The organism is Plantactinospora sp. CA-294935 (assembly GCF_050936445.1).
Taxonomy (GTDB): Bacteria; Actinomycetota; Actinomycetes; order Mycobacteriales; family Micromonosporaceae; genus Plantactinospora.
The window spans coordinates 2,521,102-2,535,858 of the sequence record NZ_JBNJMU010000001.1 but is presented as its reverse complement, the minus strand read 5'-3'; the positions used below and the strand labels follow the sequence as shown (position 1 = coordinate 2,535,858).

General features: G+C 73.3%; 13 protein-coding genes and 1 riboswitch. Of the genes, 7 read left to right on the top strand and 6 right to left on the bottom strand.

Annotation, left to right across the window (positions count from 1 at the left end; translation table 11 throughout):
- Positions 1–67: 67 nt before the first annotated feature.
- The 3 genes from ACQEVC_RS11355 to ACQEVC_RS11345 all read right to left on the bottom strand — a co-directional run bounded on the left by ACQEVC_RS11355 (position 68) and on the right by ACQEVC_RS11345 (position 2,879).
- On the bottom strand, positions 68–916 hold the full coding sequence (locus tag ACQEVC_RS11355; RefSeq protein WP_432876080.1) for a menaquinone biosynthetic enzyme MqnA/MqnD family protein: 849 nt from the start codon (positions 914–916) through the stop codon (positions 68–70).
- Positions 913–2,235, bottom strand: a complete 1,323-nt coding sequence (locus ACQEVC_RS11350) for an MFS transporter (RefSeq protein WP_432876078.1) — start codon at positions 2,233–2,235, stop codon at positions 913–915. Before ACQEVC_RS11350 ends, ACQEVC_RS11355 begins: the two co-directional genes overlap by 4 nt.
- A 62-nt stretch (positions 2,236–2,297) precedes the next feature.
- Entirely contained in the window at positions 2,298–2,879 is a 582-nt protein-coding gene (locus ACQEVC_RS11345) for an ArsR/SmtB family transcription factor (RefSeq protein ID WP_432876076.1), read from the bottom strand.
- 133 nt (positions 2,880–3,012) lie between these two features.
- Between ACQEVC_RS11345 and ACQEVC_RS11340 the strand changes: the two genes are divergently transcribed.
- The 6 genes from ACQEVC_RS11340 to ACQEVC_RS11315 all read left to right on the top strand — a co-directional run bounded on the left by ACQEVC_RS11340 (position 3,013) and on the right by ACQEVC_RS11315 (position 9,393).
- The gene (locus ACQEVC_RS11340; protein ID WP_432876074.1) at positions 3,013–4,428 is read left to right on the top strand and encodes an ATP-binding protein; all 1,416 of its coding nucleotides are present in this window, start codon (positions 3,013–3,015) and stop codon (positions 4,426–4,428) included.
- 162 nt (positions 4,429–4,590) lie between these two features.
- Complete coding sequence (locus tag ACQEVC_RS11335; RefSeq protein WP_432876072.1) at positions 4,591–6,588, top strand: HelD family protein; 1,998 nt, start codon at positions 4,591–4,593, stop codon at positions 6,586–6,588.
- Positions 6,589–6,666: 78 nt separating this feature from the next.
- On the top strand, positions 6,667–7,401 hold the full coding sequence (locus tag ACQEVC_RS11330; protein WP_432876070.1) for a transporter: 735 nt from the start codon (positions 6,667–6,669) through the stop codon (positions 7,399–7,401).
- Positions 7,398–7,718 (top strand): transcriptional regulator, encoded by a 321-nt coding sequence (locus tag ACQEVC_RS11325; RefSeq protein ID WP_318400914.1) that lies wholly within the window; start codon positions 7,398–7,400, stop codon positions 7,716–7,718. Before ACQEVC_RS11330 ends, ACQEVC_RS11325 begins: the two co-directional genes overlap by 4 nt.
- Entirely contained in the window at positions 7,715–8,641 is a 927-nt protein-coding gene (locus ACQEVC_RS11320) for an ABC transporter ATP-binding protein (RefSeq protein WP_432876068.1), read from the top strand. The genes ACQEVC_RS11325 and ACQEVC_RS11320 overlap by 4 nt, the downstream gene beginning before the upstream one ends.
- Before the next feature lie 14 nt (positions 8,642–8,655).
- Positions 8,656–9,393 (top strand): ABC transporter permease, encoded by a 738-nt coding sequence (locus tag ACQEVC_RS11315; protein WP_432876066.1) that lies wholly within the window; start codon positions 8,656–8,658, stop codon positions 9,391–9,393.
- A 124-nt stretch (positions 9,394–9,517) separates the two neighbouring features.
- Here the strand turns inward: ACQEVC_RS11315 and ACQEVC_RS11310 are convergent, their stop codons facing one another.
- From ACQEVC_RS11310 to ACQEVC_RS11300, 3 genes are all read right to left on the bottom strand, one after another.
- Complete coding sequence (locus ACQEVC_RS11310) at positions 9,518–10,339, bottom strand: ABC transporter ATP-binding protein (RefSeq protein ID WP_432876064.1); 822 nt, start codon at positions 10,337–10,339, stop codon at positions 9,518–9,520.
- Positions 10,336–11,370, bottom strand: a complete 1,035-nt coding sequence (locus tag ACQEVC_RS11305) for a FecCD family ABC transporter permease (RefSeq protein ID WP_432891290.1) — start codon at positions 11,368–11,370, stop codon at positions 10,336–10,338. Before ACQEVC_RS11305 ends, ACQEVC_RS11310 begins: the two co-directional genes overlap by 4 nt.
- Positions 11,371–11,465: 95 nt before the next feature.
- On the bottom strand, positions 11,466–12,398 hold the full coding sequence (locus tag ACQEVC_RS11300) for an ABC transporter substrate-binding protein (RefSeq protein WP_432876062.1): 933 nt from the start codon (positions 12,396–12,398) through the stop codon (positions 11,466–11,468).
- A gap of 108 nt (positions 12,399–12,506) precedes the next feature.
- A riboswitch (cobalamin riboswitch) is annotated at positions 12,507–12,606 on the bottom strand.
- 187 nt (positions 12,607–12,793) lie between these two features.
- Here ACQEVC_RS11300 and recQ point away from each other — a divergent pair.
- On the top strand, positions 12,794–14,674 hold the full coding sequence (recQ, locus tag ACQEVC_RS11295; protein ID WP_432876060.1) for a DNA helicase RecQ: 1,881 nt from the start codon (positions 12,794–12,796) through the stop codon (positions 14,672–14,674).
- The last annotated feature ends 83 nt before the right edge of the window (positions 14,675–14,757 follow it).

Here is a 14,757-nt window from a genome sequence, read left to right as displayed (position 1 = left end):
CAGCCCCGGCGGCCGCCCACCGGGTGGTGTGGGCCCGCCGGGAGGCGTCCGGCGGTACAGCCGAGCGTCAGGCGGAGAAGAAGACCGGCCCGCCCACCGGCAGCGGCGGTACGCCGGCCAGGTCGACGGCACGGCGGGCGAACTCCCGCAGCCCCGCCACCTGTCGCTCGCCCAGCGAGAAGTCGAGCGTCCGGAAGTACGACGCCAGGGTGGCCGCGTCGAAGGTCTCCCACCGGGCCGCCGCCTCGGCCACCTCGTCGAGCTCGGCCAGGCAGAGGTCCCGGGAGCGCAGGAACGCCTGGTGCACGTCCTTGACCTGGCCGGGATGGCTGGCCGCGAAGTCCCGGCGTACGGCCCAGACGGCGAAGACCATCGGCAACCCGGTCCACTCCCGCCAGGCCAGGCCGAGGTCGGTGACGGCCAGCCCGCGCCCGGGCGCCTCGTAGAGGGCGCGTAGCGCGACGTCGCCGATCAGCACCCCGGCCTCGGCCTCCAGCAGCATGGTGGTCAGGTCGGGCGGGCAGGTGAAGTACTCCGGGTCGACGCCGTACTGCTGGGCGAGCAGCATCCGGGCGAGCAGCACCCCGGTCCGGGAGGTGGAGCCGAGGGCGACCTTGGCGCCGTCCAGCTCGGCCAGCGGCCGGGTGGAGACGATGTTGACCGAGAGCACCGGGCCGTCGCTGCCGACCGCGAGATCCGGCAGCAGCAGCAGCTCGTCGGCGTGCTTGAGGTATTCGACCAGCGTGATCGGCCCGATGTCGAGGTCACCGGCGACCAGGGCGGCACTGAGCCGCTCCGGCGAGTCCTTGTGCAGCTCGACGTCGATGAGCGCGCCCGAGCGCATCAGCCCCCAGTAGATCGGCAGGCAGTTGAGGAACTGGATATGGCCTACCCGGGGTCGCCGCAGCTCGGTCATGATCCGACCGTAGCCGCCGGCTCGACCGGCCGCTCGGCCGACCGGGGCGGAAGTGGCCCAGGACGCATCGTGGCCCGCTCGCGCCAGGCGGCCCGCAGTACCACCGGCGCCACCGCGGCGACCACGGCCAGCCCGGCCAGCCCGGCTACCGCGACCAGCGGCCGGGGCGGGAAGCCGGCGAGCAGGACGCCGCCGGCCAGGTAGCCGAACATCCCGGCGCCCTGGATCGCGGCACCCTGCGCGGCGAAGGCCCGACCGCGTGCCTCCGGCGGGACCCGGTTGGCCAGTACCAGGTTGCTGAAGACGTTCAGCCCGCCGTTGGCGACGCCGCCGACCAGCCAGAGCGGCACCAGCCAGCCGGCGGCCGGCACGGTGGCGCCGAGCCCGACGAGCAGGCAGGCCGCGCCGAGCATGCCCAGCACGCCCTTGACCCGGTCACCGTCGTCCCGGGCCCGCCGGGCGGTACCGGCCAGCAGCCAGGCGCCGACCAGCATGCCGGCGGTCCAGGCCGCGCTGACCAGGCCGAACATCGCGGTCGAGGAGTGCAGGGTCTCGCGTACGTAGAAGACCTCGATCACGTTGACCGCGCCCACCCCGGCCACCGTCGCGGCGATCGCGGCCACCATCGTCCAGAGCAACGGGTCGCGGCGCAGCCGCCAGGCCGGGGCCGTCGGTGCCGGGCTCGCCCCGCCGGCCGCTCCGGTCGGCCGTCGTCCACCCCGTCGGGTACGCAGCAGCAGCCCGGCCGCGATCAGCGCGAGGTAGCTGCCGGCGTCGAGCAGCAGCGGGATCCGGGCACCGAACTGGCCGACCAGCAGCCCGGCCAGGGCCGGCGCGATCAGCATGCCGACCGAGCCGGCGGTCAGGTTGATCGCACTGGCCCGGGACAGGTCGTCCCGGCGCACCATCTCGGGCAGCAGGGCGGCCAGGGTCGGCTGGGTCACCGCCAGCCCGCAGGCGAGCAGCGCGGCGAGCAGCAGGATCAGGACGGTGTTCCCGGCGAAGGCGAGTGCGGCGCAGACCGCCGCCTGGCCGGCACCGGCCCAGACCAGCAGGGTGCGGCTGTCCACCCGGTCGGCGAGTCGACCGGTCAGCGGGGCGAGCAGCACCAGCGGCAGCGTGGCGGCCAGCATCACCCCGGACACCGCCAGCCCACCGGCGCCGGCGGATTGCAGGGCGAGCGCCAGCGAGGTCGCCGCGAGGAAGTCGCCGCAGCTCGACACCGCCCGGGCACCGGCGGCCAGGTAGACGTCCCGCCAGCGGGAGACTGCCGGCGTGCCGTCGTCGGGCATGGCGGGACCGGCAGTTGTGAAGGACATACTTCGAAAGTAATCCTTCACAACTGCCGTACGCAACCAGCACCCGGCCCGAACCGATCAGCTCACTCCATCGGCAGCGCCGCGTAGTGGACCATCACCGGCCGGGAGCCGTCGGGCGGGTCGACCCGCTCCCGCCGCCGGTACGGCCGCATCAGCTCGCGGATCCGGTCGTTCAGCTCCACCAACTCCTCGGCGGTCAGCATCAGCACCGCGCCGCCGTACCGGGCCGCGTCGTACCACTCCTTCGGCTCCGCGCCGGCCCGCCGGGCCCAGTTCCTGATCCGGTCCAGGTCGCGGGCGGCGTAGACCTCGATCAGGGTCTCCTCGGCGGCCCGCGCCTCCGGCGAGGCGTCCTGGCCGACCTCCACCCCCCAGGAGCCGACACTGCTGCGCCAGAGCCGCTCGCGGGCGTCGCCCCGGCTCGGCGCCTGCTCGACCAGCCCGTACTTCGCCAGCTCCCGCAGGTGATAGCTGACCGCGCTCGGCGAGAGCCCGACGATCTCGGCACACTCGGTGGCGGTGACCGCCGCCCCGGTGGTGGTGAGGTGCTCCATGATCTCCAGCCGGGCCGGATGCGCCAGTGCCCGCATCACCTGCGGGTCACTGATCATCATCTGCCGCTGCTCGACGGGCTGCTCGGTCATGAGCCCATGATTCCGCCTCCGACCCACCGGACGGCAGCGGCCCGGGCGGCACGGCAGCTCCGGCGAGCGGTGGCACAAACTGTTTGTAGTACAACCAGCCAGCGCTACAAACAGTTTGTAGTAGGCTTCCCTCATGCCGATCGTGGGACGGGTGGCCGAGCTGGCCGAGCTGACCTCGGCCTGGCAGCGGGCCGCCGAGGGCAACCCGGAGCTGGCGGTGGTCTGGGGCCGCCGCCGGGTCGGCAAGACCTACCTGCTCACCCACTTCGCCCGGGGCAAGCGGGCGGTCTACTTCACCGCGACCCGGCAGGACGCCGACGACCGGCAGCTACGCCGGTTCGCCGAGGCGCTGCGCGAGCAGCTCGGCGACGAGGTGGCCGACCTGGCCCCGGTGACCTTCCCCGACTGGGAGGCCGCGCTGCGGTTCGTCGCCCGGCTGGCCCGCACCGACCCGCTGCTCGTGGTGCTCGACGAGGCGCCCCGGCTGACCGGCGGGCATGCCGACTTCGCCGACACCGTCTCCGCGGTCTGGGAGAACCACATCCGCGACCAGCGGCTGCTGCTGGTGCTCTCCGGGTCGGCGGTCGCGGTGATGGAGCAGATGCTCGGCCCGCAGGGCGGGCTGCACCGACGGGCCGGCGTCGAGCGCCGGATGGACCCGTTTCCCCTGCTCGACGCCCGGGCCTTCCTGCCCGACCTGGCTCCCGAGCGGTTCCTGGAGGCGTACGCGGCCTGCGGCGGCTACCCGCTGCACCTGAGCCGCTGGTCCGCACGGCGCTCCACGGAGGAGAACCTGGACGAGTTGGCCTTCACTCCCGGCGGCCTGCTGCTGCGCGACGCGCCGGACATCCTCTCCGAGGACCTCGACTGGCGAGGCGGCTACGAGCGGGTGCTGACCGCGATGGCCGGCGGCGCCCGGCGGCGGTCCCGGATCGCCGGCCGCGCCCAGCAGCGGATCGACTACACCCTCGACCGGCTGCGCCGGGCCGGCTACGTCCGGGCGGTACGCCCGGTCGGCGCGGGCGGCTCGGCCGACCCGATGTACGAGATCGCCGACGACTACCTCGCGTACTGGTTCGGCGTACTGCGCGACGACGCCGACCTGATCGACGGCGGGCAGGGACCCGCGGTCCGGCGACGCACCTGGGGGCGGTGGCAGACACACCTCGCCCGGGTGTTCGAGGCGGCGGCCCGGGAACACGCCCAACGCCTGGTGGCCACGGGCGCGCTGCCCGCCGAGACGGTGGTCGGCCGGTGGTGGAAGGACGAGACCGTCGAGATCGACGTGCTCGGCCTGGCCGGCGACGACCCCGTACTCGTCGGCGAGGCCCGCTGGCAGACCAGACCGCTCACCCTGCGCGACCTGACCGACCTGCGGCGCCGGGCCGGTCACCTGCCGTCACCCGGACCGACCGGCCTGACCTTCGGGTTCTGGTCGCGCGGCGGTGGCGACGAGACGCTGGCCGGCCACCCGGAGGTCCGCACCTTCACCCCGACGGAGATGCTGGCGAGCACACCCGGCCGGCGGTCCGGCCGGCGCGGCGGGTGAAATTCGGTGGAACCGGAGCTGAGCCGCAGGTAGGCTTGCTGGCCGCTTGACGGCCGAGGTGAGAAAGCACCGCAGCGGACGTCCCCGCGCCGGGTGCCGGCCATCCGCCCCCGGATACGCGAGCGAGCAGCCGACGCGCTGACGCGCCGATGGGAACCCAGCATGCCCGCACAGGACCTCGACACCGACCTGGACCACGAACGCGCACACCTGGCCGCCTCCCGGGCCGCCCTGAGGCGGATGCGGGAGCACGCCGAGTCGCTCTTCCGGACCGGCCAGGACGTCGCCGGTGACGCGTACGCGGCGGAGACGCTCGGCCGGACCCTCTCCCGGCGGGTCGCCGAACTCGCCGACGACCCGGGCACCCCGCTCTTCTTCGGCCGCCTCGACTTCGCCGACGCCAGCCACCACATCGGGCGGCGGCACGTCACCGACCCGGCCGGCGAGCCGATGGTGCTGGACTGGCGGGCTCCGATCTCCCGCTCGTTCTACCGGGCCACCGTCCGCGACCCGCAGGAAGTACGCGTCCGGCGGCGGTTCGGCTTCGGCGCCGGCCAGCTCACCAGCTTCGAGGACGAGCACCTCGACCGGGGTGAGGAGTACGGCACCGCCAGCCGGATCCTGACCGCCGAGATCGAACGCCCCCGGGTCGGGCCGATGCGGGACATCGTCGCCACCATCCAGCCGGAACAGGACGAGCTGGTCCGGGCCGAGCTGGCCGACTCGATCTGCGTACAGGGGGCGCCGGGGACCGGGAAGACGGCGGTCGGGCTGCACCGGGCCGCGTACCTGCTCTATCTGCACCGGGAGCGGCTGCGCCGGTCCGGGGTACTCGTCGTCGGGCCGAACCGGGCGTTCCTGTCGTACATCTCGGCGGTACTGCCGGCGCTGGGCGAGGTCGAGGTGACCCAGGCGACCGTGGAGGACCTGCTCGGCACCCCGGTACGTGCCGTCGACCCCCCGGCCACCGCCGCGCTGAAGCACGATCCCCGGATGGCCGAGGTGCTGCGCCGGGCCCTGGCCGGGCTGTTGCGGGCACCGGAGGAGCCGATCGTGGTCTCCGACGGCTCGTACCGGTGGCGGGTGACGGCGGAGGCACTGCGTCGGATCGTCGAGGAGGCCCGCCGGGAGGGGCTGCCGTACGCCACCGGCCGGGAACGGGTCCGGGCCCGGGTCGTCGGCCTGCTGCAACGACAGTCGGAGGCCCGCCGGGGCGACTCGCCCGGCGAGAGCTGGCTGCGTCGGATGGGCCGGTCGAAGCCGGTCACCGAGTTCCTCGACCACTGCTGGCCGGCGGTCACCCCGGACGGGCTGGTACACCGGCTGCTGGCCGACCCCGGTGCGCTGGCGGCCGCCGCCGACGGCCTGCTCACCGAGGCCGAGCAGGCCCTGCTGACCTGGCCGAAGCCGCCCCGCACCCCGAGGGCGACGAGGTGGACCGCCGCCGACGCCGTACTGGTCGACGAGGCGGCGGGGCTGGTCGAGCGGCTGTCCAGCTTCGGGCACGTGGTGGTCGACGAGGCCCAGGACCTCTCCCCGATGCAGTGCCGGCTGATCGCCCGGCGCAGCGAGCACGGCTCGATCACGCTCCTCGGCGACCTCGCCCAGGGCACCGCCCCGTGGGCCGCCACCGACTGGCGGGAGTCGCTGCGGCACCTCGGCAAGCCGGACGCCTCGGTGGTGCCGCTGACCATGGGATTCCGGGTACCGGCCGTGGTGGTGGCGCTGGCGAACCGGCTGCTGCCGGCGCTGGCCGTGGACGTACCGCCGGCCGAGTCGCTGCGCTCCGACGGTGCGCTGGACATCCGTACCGTGACCGACCTGCCGGCGGCGACGGTGGCCGAGGTGCGGGCGGCGCTGGCTCACGACGGCTCGATCGCGGTGATCGCCGCCGAGGCCGAGACGGACGGGCTGCGCGCCGCGCTGGCCGGCGCCGGCATTCCGACCGCGAGCGCCGACGAGGTCGAGGCGGCGGCCCGGGTCACCGTGGTGCCGGCCACCCTGGCCAAGGGCCTGGAGTACGACCACGTGATCGTGGTCGAGCCGGCCCGGATCGTGGCGGCGGAACCGCGCGGCCTGCACCGGCTCTACGTGGTGCTGACCCGGGCGGTCTCCCGGCTCGCCGTGCTGCACAGCGAACCGCTGCCCGCGCCGCTCTGACCGGCCGGCTGACGCCCGCTTCGACCGTCCGAAAACTACTTGGTGCGGTCATGGACTTTGTATTGTAAACTCGTTTACGTGACCGGGAACTTTGACGACGACCGCACCGGAAGCCCCGCCGACGACCGCGACGAACTGCCGCCCCCCGACCCGGCCGCCGCACTGCGGCTGATCGCCGAGCAGCAGGCCGAGGCGGCCCGCAGGCTGAGCCCCAACCTGCTCTGGTACTACTGGCCCTGGGGCCTCGCCTGGCTGATCGGCTTCGGCCTGTTCTTCCTGCGCTTCGGGCCGGACGGCCGGGTCTTCGTCGACCTGCCCACCTGGCTGCCACTGCTCGCCCTGCTCACCCTGCTGGTCGCCGCCGGGATCATCTCGGGGATCGTCGGCGGCCGGACGTACGGGCAGGTCACCGGCGACTCCAACCGGCGCGGCCTGTGGTACGGCCTGGCCTGGGGCCTCGGGTTCAGCGGCATCAGCACGGTGCTCGGCCGGGTCGCCGACCACCTGCCCGAGGACGTCGCCGGACTGCTCTGGGCCGGCGTGGCCGTCGGGCTCACCGGCGCGCTGCACATGGCCGGCGGCGCGATCTGGCTGGACCGCAACCTGTTCCGGCTCGGCGTCTGGATCAGCGTCATCAACATCGCCGGGCTGATCGCCGGCACCGGCTGGCACGCCCTGGTGATCTCGGTCCTCGGCGGCGGCGGGATGCTGGTGGCCGGGGTCCACTTCCTGCTCCGCGACCGGGTTCGCAGCCGGAACCTCGCCGCCGGCATGCCGGGCACCCCGAGCGGGAGCGCCCGGAGCGTCTCGTGACCGGCCTTCCCGAACTCGACCCCGTGATCCACGCACAGGCCCGGCTACGGGTGACCGCGACCCTCGCCACCCTGCGGGGCGGCGACCGGATCACCTTCCCCCGGCTCCAGGACATCCTCCAGATGACCGCCGGCAACCTCTCGGTGCACCTGCGCAAGCTCGAAGAGGCCGGCTACGTCGAGATCGTCAAGACCCACCAGGGCCGCACCCCGACCACGCTCGTCGGGCTCACCCAACGCGGCCGGTTCGCCTTCGAGGAATACACCCTGGCGGTACGCGCCCTGCTCGATCCGCCCCAGACGGAGGAAAAGCCATGATTCTCGCCCGCGCCGTCCAGGCCACCCGCCGGTACGGCGACGTCACCGCCCTCGACCGGGTCGACCTCGAACTCCCGGCCGGCGAACTGGTCGGCCTGCTGGGCCCGAACGGCGCCGGCAAGAGCACCCTGCTGAGCCTGCTGGTCGGGCTGCGCCGGGTCAGCTCCGGCCGGGTCGAACTCTTCGGCGGCGACCCCCTCGACCCGGCGTGCCGCCGGCAGATCGGGATGACGCCGCAGGAGACCGGGCTGCCGCCCACCCTGCGGGTCGGCGAGGTGGTCGACTTCGTCTCCGCGCACTACGCCGACCCGGTCCCCCGGGCCGAACTGCTCGGCCGGTTCGGCATCGACGACCTGGTACGGCGGCAGACCGGTGGCCTCTCCGGCGGGCAGAAGCGCCGGCTGGCGGTCGCGCTCGCCTTCGTCGGCCGTCCCCGGCTGGTCTTCCTGGACGAGCCGACCACCGGACTGGACGTGACCGCCCGCCGCGAACTCTGGGACGGCATCCGCCAGTTCCACGCCGACGGCGGCACGGTGCTGCTGAGCAGCCACTACCTGGAGGAGATCGAGGCGCTGGCGCACCGGGTGGTGGTGCTCGGCCACGGCCGGGTACTCGCCGACGACAGCGTCAGCGCGATCCGCGACCTGGTCGGGGTACGCCGGGTCAGCCTGGTCGCCCCGGAGTTGCCGGCACTGCCCGGAGTACGGGCCGTGGAGCAGGTCGACGGCGTCACCCACCTGCTCACCACCGACGCGGACCAACTCGTCCGGGACCTGGTGCGCAGCGGTGTCGCCTTCGCCGACCTGGAGATCCGGCCGAGCAGCCTGGAGGACGCCTTCCTGGCCATCACCGAGGCGCCGTCCGACCGCCGGGCGCAGTCCGAGCCGCAGCCACAGCCCGCCCCCCAGCCCGCCGACGTGTGACGGAGGAACCGATCGTGCGACTCTCGCTCGTGCACGCCAGATACCAGTTGCTGGAGACGGTCCGGATCCCGATCGCGCTGGTCGGCAGCGCCTTCTTCCCGGCCGCCTCGATGCTCTTCTTCGTCGTCCCGTTCAGCGGCGACGATCCGGTGATCGCCACCTACGCCACCGCCTCGATGGTCACCTTCTCGGTGATGAGCACCAACATCTTCCAGTACGGCATCGGGGTGGCCGAGGACCGGGCGCAGCCCTGGGACCCGTACCTGCGGACGTTGCCCGCCGGCGCCGCACCCCGGTTCGCCGGTCGGATCCTCGCCGGCCTGATCCTGACCCTGATCTCGCTGCTCCCGGTGGTGGTGATCGCGGCGGTGGCCACCGAGGCCCGGCTGACCGGCCCGGCCTTCCTGGCCGCGCTCGGTACGGTCGTGGTGGTCGCGGTGCCGTTCACCCTGATGGGGCTCGCGATCGGCTACTCGCTGCCGAGCAAGGCGGCGATCGTGGTCGCCCAGGTCGTCTTCTTCCCACTGGCCTTCGGCGGCGGGCTGCTCTTCCCGCCCGGCGACTCGCCCGGGTTCATCGAGGCGATCGCTCCCTACCTGCCGACCCGGGGCGCGGTCGAGCTGATGTGGGCGGCCGTCGGCGACTTCCCGGTCGACCGGCTCTCGCTGGTGATGCTCGGCGTCTGGGTCGTGCTGCTGGCCGCGATCGCCGGCTGGGCGTACCGGCGGGACGAAGGCCGGCGGTTCAGCTAGTCGCGGTGTCGCCCGCCGGGCGAGCATTTCCCTCTGCGCGCTGATACCACGCCAGTCATCCTGATGACACCGTGGTATCACGCTCGAAGGGCATATGGCTGCGGCACCGCCGGATCCCGGCCTGCTAGGAGGCGGCGCGGCGGGTCCGGACCGGGACGACGAGGGGGCCGTGTTCCCCCTCGATCACCCGGACCCGGGCCCGGTAGTGCGTACCGAGCAGGTCGTCGGTGAGCACCGCCCGGGGCGGGCCGTCGGCGACCACCGCACCGGCGGCGACCAGCACCATCCGGTCGGCGTACTCGCCGGCGACCGAGAGGTCGTGCATGGTGGCCAGCACCGTCAGGCCGTGGTCGGTGCGGAGCTGGTCGACGAGTTCCAGCACCTCCTGCTGGTGACCGATGTCCAGCGCGCTGGTCGGCTCGTCGAGCAGCAGCAGCGGGGCGCCCTGGGCCAGCGCCCGGGCCAGGAAGACCCGCTGCCTTTCACCCCCGGAGAGGGTCGCCAGCGGCCGGGCGGCGAACCCGGTCAGGTCCAGCCGGTCCAGTACGTCGTACGCGACCGCCAGGTCGGCGGCGGACTCCCGGCCCAGCGGCGGCACGTACGGGGTACGGCCGAGCAGCACGTAGTCGAGTACCGCCATTCCGGCCGGCACGACCGGGGACTGCGGCACCGTCGCCACCGCCCGGGCCCGGTCCCGGCGGCGGAGCCGGGCGATCGGCGTACCGAAGAGGGAGACCGACCCGGTGCTGGCCGGCAGCAGCCCGCCGACCGCGCGGAGCAGGGTGGATTTGCCGGCGCCGTTGGGTCCGATCACGGTGACCCACTCCCCGGTCCCGACCGAGAGGCTGACCCCGGTCAGGATGCGTGCCCCGCCGAGGGTGACGCCGAGGTCGGCCACCTCGACGGCGACGCCGGTCGGGGCGGTCGTCCGGCTCGGGGCGGTCATTCCGCCACCCGCCGGGTGGTGCGCAGCACGATCGCGAAGAACGGGCCACCGAGCAGCGCGGTCACCACGCCGATCGGGATCTCGGCCGGTGCGGCGACGGTCCGGGCAGCCAGGTCGGTCAGGGTCAGAAAGGCGCCGCCGAAGAGCACCGACAGCGGCAGCACCGCCCGGTAGCTCGCCCCGGCCAGCATCCGTACGACGTGCGGGACGATGACGCCGACGAAGCCGATCAGCCCGGAGACCGAGACGGCGGCGGCGGTGGCCAGCGAGGCGGCGGCGACCAGCAGCAGCCGGGAGCGCTGCGGGTGCAGCCCGAGGCTGCTCGCCTCGTCGTCGCCGAGCGCCAGTACGTCGAGTTCGCGCCGGTGCACCAGCACCACGGCGGTGGTGAACACCGCGTACGGCAGCACCACCAGTACGTCGTGCCAGCCGGCGGTGGCGAGCCGGCCGAGCATCCAGGAGTAGACCTCCTGGATGCTCTCGGCGTTGCGTTGCAGCAGGTAGGTCTGGCCGGCGGCGAGGAAGGCGGAGACCGCCACTCCGGCCAGGATCAGCGTGGCCGGGGAGCGGTCCCGGCCGCCGGCCGCGCCGAGCAGGTAGGTCAGCAGCACCGCGCCGAGCGCGCCGACGAACGCGGCCAGCGGCACCGTGACCGGCAGCCCGACCGTGACGTCGGCGCCGGTGACCCCGCGAACCACGATCACGGCGGTAACCGCGAGACCGGCTCCGGCGGCGACGCCGAGCAGGTGCGGGTCGGCCAGCGGGTTGCGGAAGACGCCCTGGTAGCAGCCGCCGGCCAGGGCCAGCATCCCGCCGACGAGCAGGCCGAGCACCACCCGGGGCAGCCGCAGCTCGGTGACGATGGCGATCTCGCGCTCGTTCAGGCCGCTGTGCAGGTGCACCCCGGGTACCAGATTGAGCAGTTCGATCGCGACGCCGCCCGGGGGCAGGCTGACCGGCCCGAACGCGATGCCGGCCACCGCTGCGGCCAGTACCGCCGCGAGGCCGGCGACCAGCCACCGGCGGCGCAGCCCGGCGGGCCGGGCGGGCCGGGCGGGCCGGCCGTCCCGGGCGGCATGGCCGGGGGCGACCGGGGCGGCGGGGCGGGCCGGGGCGCCGGCTGTGCTCAAGCGGGTACCTTGGCGACCGCGTCCACGATCGTCCGGAGCAGCTCGACCACCCGGGGGCCCCACCGGGACGCGATGTCGTCGTCGAGCCCGACGATCTGGTTGTTCTTCACCGCGGTCATCCCGGACCAGCCCTTGCGGGCCGAGACCGTCTGCGCGGACTGCTGGCAGCACTTGGTGTCGGCCAGGAAGACCAGGTCCGGGTCGGCCTTGATGATCGCCTCTTCGCCGAGTTGCGGATAGCCGCCCTTGGAGCCGTCGGCGTCGGCCGGGTCGGCGATGTTCTCCAACCCGACCATCCCGAAGAGCGAACCGACGAAGGTCTTGCTGGTCAGCGAGTAGTACTCCGGGCCGAGCTCGTAGAAGTAGCTCAGCTTCGCCGGCCGCTGCGGCACGTCCGCGACCAGTTTCTCGATGTCGCCCTTCATCCGGCCGACCAGGTCGGCCGCCTCGGCCGGATGCCCGGTGAGCGTGCCGAGGTCGGTGATCTGCCGGTACGTGTCGTCCAGCGTCTTCGCCGCCGGTGCCAGGTAGTGCGGGATCTTCAACTGGCCGAGCTGATCCACGATCTTGTTCAGGTCGTTGGTGAGTACCACCAGGTCGGGGTTCTTCGCCGCGATCGCCTCGGCGTTCGGGGTGAACGCCGACAACTCGGTCTTCGGCGCCTCGGCCGGGTAGTTCGAGTTGTCGTCGACGGCGGCGACCTGGCCGCCCGCGCCGATCGCGAAGAGCATCTCGGTGGCGGTCGGTCCGAGTACGACGATCTTCTCGGGGCGCTTGTCGAGGGTGAGGGTGCCGACGGTCACCGGATAACTGGCACCGCCGGCGCTCGGCGCCGCCTGCTGCCCGGGGTCGTCGACGGCGCAGCCGGTCAGGGCCAGCGCCGCGCCGGCCAGCAGCGCGGCCAGCAGTCGGGGCGTACGTCGGGTCATCGGTCCTCCTGTCGGGTGAGGTCTGGTGCTCCGCCGACAGGTGCCTGTGCCCCCCGCCCACGGGGCGCCCTTCCTCGAAGGCGCTTTCCGCGACCGCACCGCAGGCGACCTGGCTCATCCTCCGCATGCCGGGCTCGGGACCGCCCGAGGGCGGCGAGCGGGTGCGGGAGGCATCACAGTTGCGGGACAGCGCCGGTTTCACACCGGCTTCGCTGCGGGGTGGTCGGGGCAACGGTAGCGCATCCGCTCCGTGACCCGGCAGCGGCATAGCGCCATCCGCACACCGTTCCCGCTGATCAGAAGCTGTCCGGGCGGCGGCTCAGGACGGGCGGACTTTCCGGGGGCACGTGGCCGGGGACGGGTTTCCGTCGGGTGGGCCTCGTAGAATCCGCCGAATGGCTCTCCCCACCGAGCAGGCGACCGATGACACCGGGCAGCGGACCGGCGAGACCGAGCAACGGACCGGCGAGGCCCTCGACGTGCTGTGCCGGATCTTCGGCTACGACAGCTTCCGAGGCGACCAGCACGAGATCATCGACCAGCTCGTGAGCGGCGGCGACGCGCTGGTGCTGATGCCGACCGGCGCCGGCAAGTCGCTCTGCTACCAGATCCCCGCGCTCGTCCGGGACGGGGTCGGAGTGGTGATCTCGCCGCTCATCGCGCTGATGCAGGACCAGGTCGACGCCCTGACCACCCTCGGGGTACGCGCCGGCTTCCTCAACTCCACCCAGGACTTCGAGGCCCGCCGGCTGGTCGAGACGGCCTTTCTCGCCGGCGACCTCGACCTGCTCTACCTCGCCCCCGAGGCGCTGCGCTCGGAATACGTGCTCCGGCTGCTCGACCGCGGCAACATCGCGCTCTTCGCGATCGACGAGGCGCACTGCGTCGCCCAGTGGGGCCACGACTTCCGCCCCGACTACCTGGCCCTGTCGATGCTGCACGAGCGGTGGCCGGCGGTGCCCAGGATCGCGCTGACCGCCACCGCCACCCCGGAGACCCACGCCGAGATCGCGGCCCGGCTCAACCTCAAGGACGCCCGGCACTTCGTCGCCAGCTTCGACCGGCCCAACATCCAGTACCGGATCGTGTCGAAGCGGGAGCCGAAGAAGCAGCTCCTCGACCTGCTCCGCACCGAGCATCCCGGTGACGCCGGCATCGTCTACTGCCTGTCCCGGGCCTCGGTGGAGAAGACCGCCGAGTTCCTCGTGCAGAACGGCATCCCGGCACTGCCCTACCACGCCGGGCTGGACGCGCCCATCCGGGCCGCCAACCAGCAGCGGTTCCTCCGCGAGGACGGGCTGGTGATGGTCGCGACGATCGCCTTCGGGATGGGGATCGACAAGCCCGACGTACGCTTCGTCGCCCATCTCGACCTGCCGAAGTCGATCGAGGGCTACTACCAGGAGACCGGCCGGGCCGGTCGGGACGGCCTGCCCTCCACCGCCTGGCTGGCGTACGGGTTGCAGGACGTGGTGCAGCAGCGCAAGCTGATCGAGGGTTCCGACGGCGACCTGGCCCGGCGCCGGGTGCTCGGCGCACACCTCGATGCCATGCTGGCGCTCTGCGAGACGGTCCAGTGCCGGCGGGTCCAACTGCTCGGATACTTCGGCCAGCAGAGCGGGCCGTGCGGCAACTGCGACACCTGCCTGACCCCGCCCGAGTCCTGGGACGGCACCATCGCGGCGCAGAAGCTGCTCTCCACCGTGCTGCGCCTGCACCGCGAACGCGACCAGCGGTTCGGCGCCGGCCAGTCCATCGACATCCTGCTCGGCCGGCAGACCGAGAAGGTCACCCAGCACCGGCACGACACGCTCAGCGTCTTCGGCATCGGCACCGAGCTGACCGAGTCCGAGTGGCGCGGGGTGGTCCGGCAACTGCTCGCCCAGGGGCTGCTGGCGGTCGAGGGCGACTACGGCACGCTGGTGCTCACCGAGACCAGCGCGGACGTCCTCGGCAAGCGACGCGAGGTGATGATGCGCCGCGAGGCGCCCCGGGCCGCGTCCAGTGGCCGGACCGCGAAGCCGCGTGCGGCCGGAGCCGCCGCCGTCGCGCTGTCGCCGACCGCCGAACCGGTCTTCGAACGGCTCCGGGCCTGGCGTGCGGCCACCGCCAAGGAGCAGGGCGTGCCGGCGTACGTCATCTTCCACGACGCGACCCTGCGGCAGATCGCGGCCGAGCCGCCGGCCACCCTGGCCGAGCTGGCCCGGGTCAACGGCGTCGGGGAGAACAAGCTCGCCAAGTACGGCCAGCAGATCCTGGACACCCTCGCGGAGTAGGTCCAGGTCCAGCCGTCGACCGCGTGCTCACCTGGACACCGGAGGCGTCGAGGGCCCTCATAACGCCTCCGGTGTCCAGCTCG

What these genes read in the sequence shown, in the direction of transcription:
- ACQEVC_RS11355 (WP_432876080.1), bottom strand. Translation starts at nt 916, where the DNA reads ATGACCGAGCTGCGGCGACCCCGGGTAGGCCATATCCAGTTCCTCAAC.
- ACQEVC_RS11350 (WP_432876078.1), bottom strand. Translation starts at nt 2,235, where the DNA reads ATGTCCTTCACAACTGCCGGTCCCGCCATGCCCGACGACGGCACGCCG.
- ACQEVC_RS11345 (WP_432876076.1), bottom strand. Translation starts at nt 2,879, where the DNA reads ATGACCGAGCAGCCCGTCGAGCAGCGGCAGATGATGATCAGTGACCCG.
- ACQEVC_RS11340 (WP_432876074.1), top strand. Translation starts at nt 3,013, where the DNA reads ATGCCGATCGTGGGACGGGTGGCCGAGCTGGCCGAGCTGACCTCGGCC.
- ACQEVC_RS11335 (WP_432876072.1), top strand. Translation starts at nt 4,591, where the DNA reads ATGCCCGCACAGGACCTCGACACCGACCTGGACCACGAACGCGCACAC.
- ACQEVC_RS11320 (WP_432876068.1), top strand. Translation starts at nt 7,715, where the DNA reads ATGATTCTCGCCCGCGCCGTCCAGGCCACCCGCCGGTACGGCGACGTC.
- ACQEVC_RS11310 (WP_432876064.1), bottom strand. Translation starts at nt 10,339, where the DNA reads ATGACCGCCCCGAGCCGGACGACCGCCCCGACCGGCGTCGCCGTCGAG.
- ACQEVC_RS11300 (WP_432876062.1), bottom strand. Translation starts at nt 12,398, where the DNA reads ATGACCCGACGTACGCCCCGACTGCTGGCCGCGCTGCTGGCCGGCGCG.
- recQ (WP_432876060.1), top strand. Translation starts at nt 12,794, where the DNA reads ATGGCTCTCCCCACCGAGCAGGCGACCGATGACACCGGGCAGCGGACC.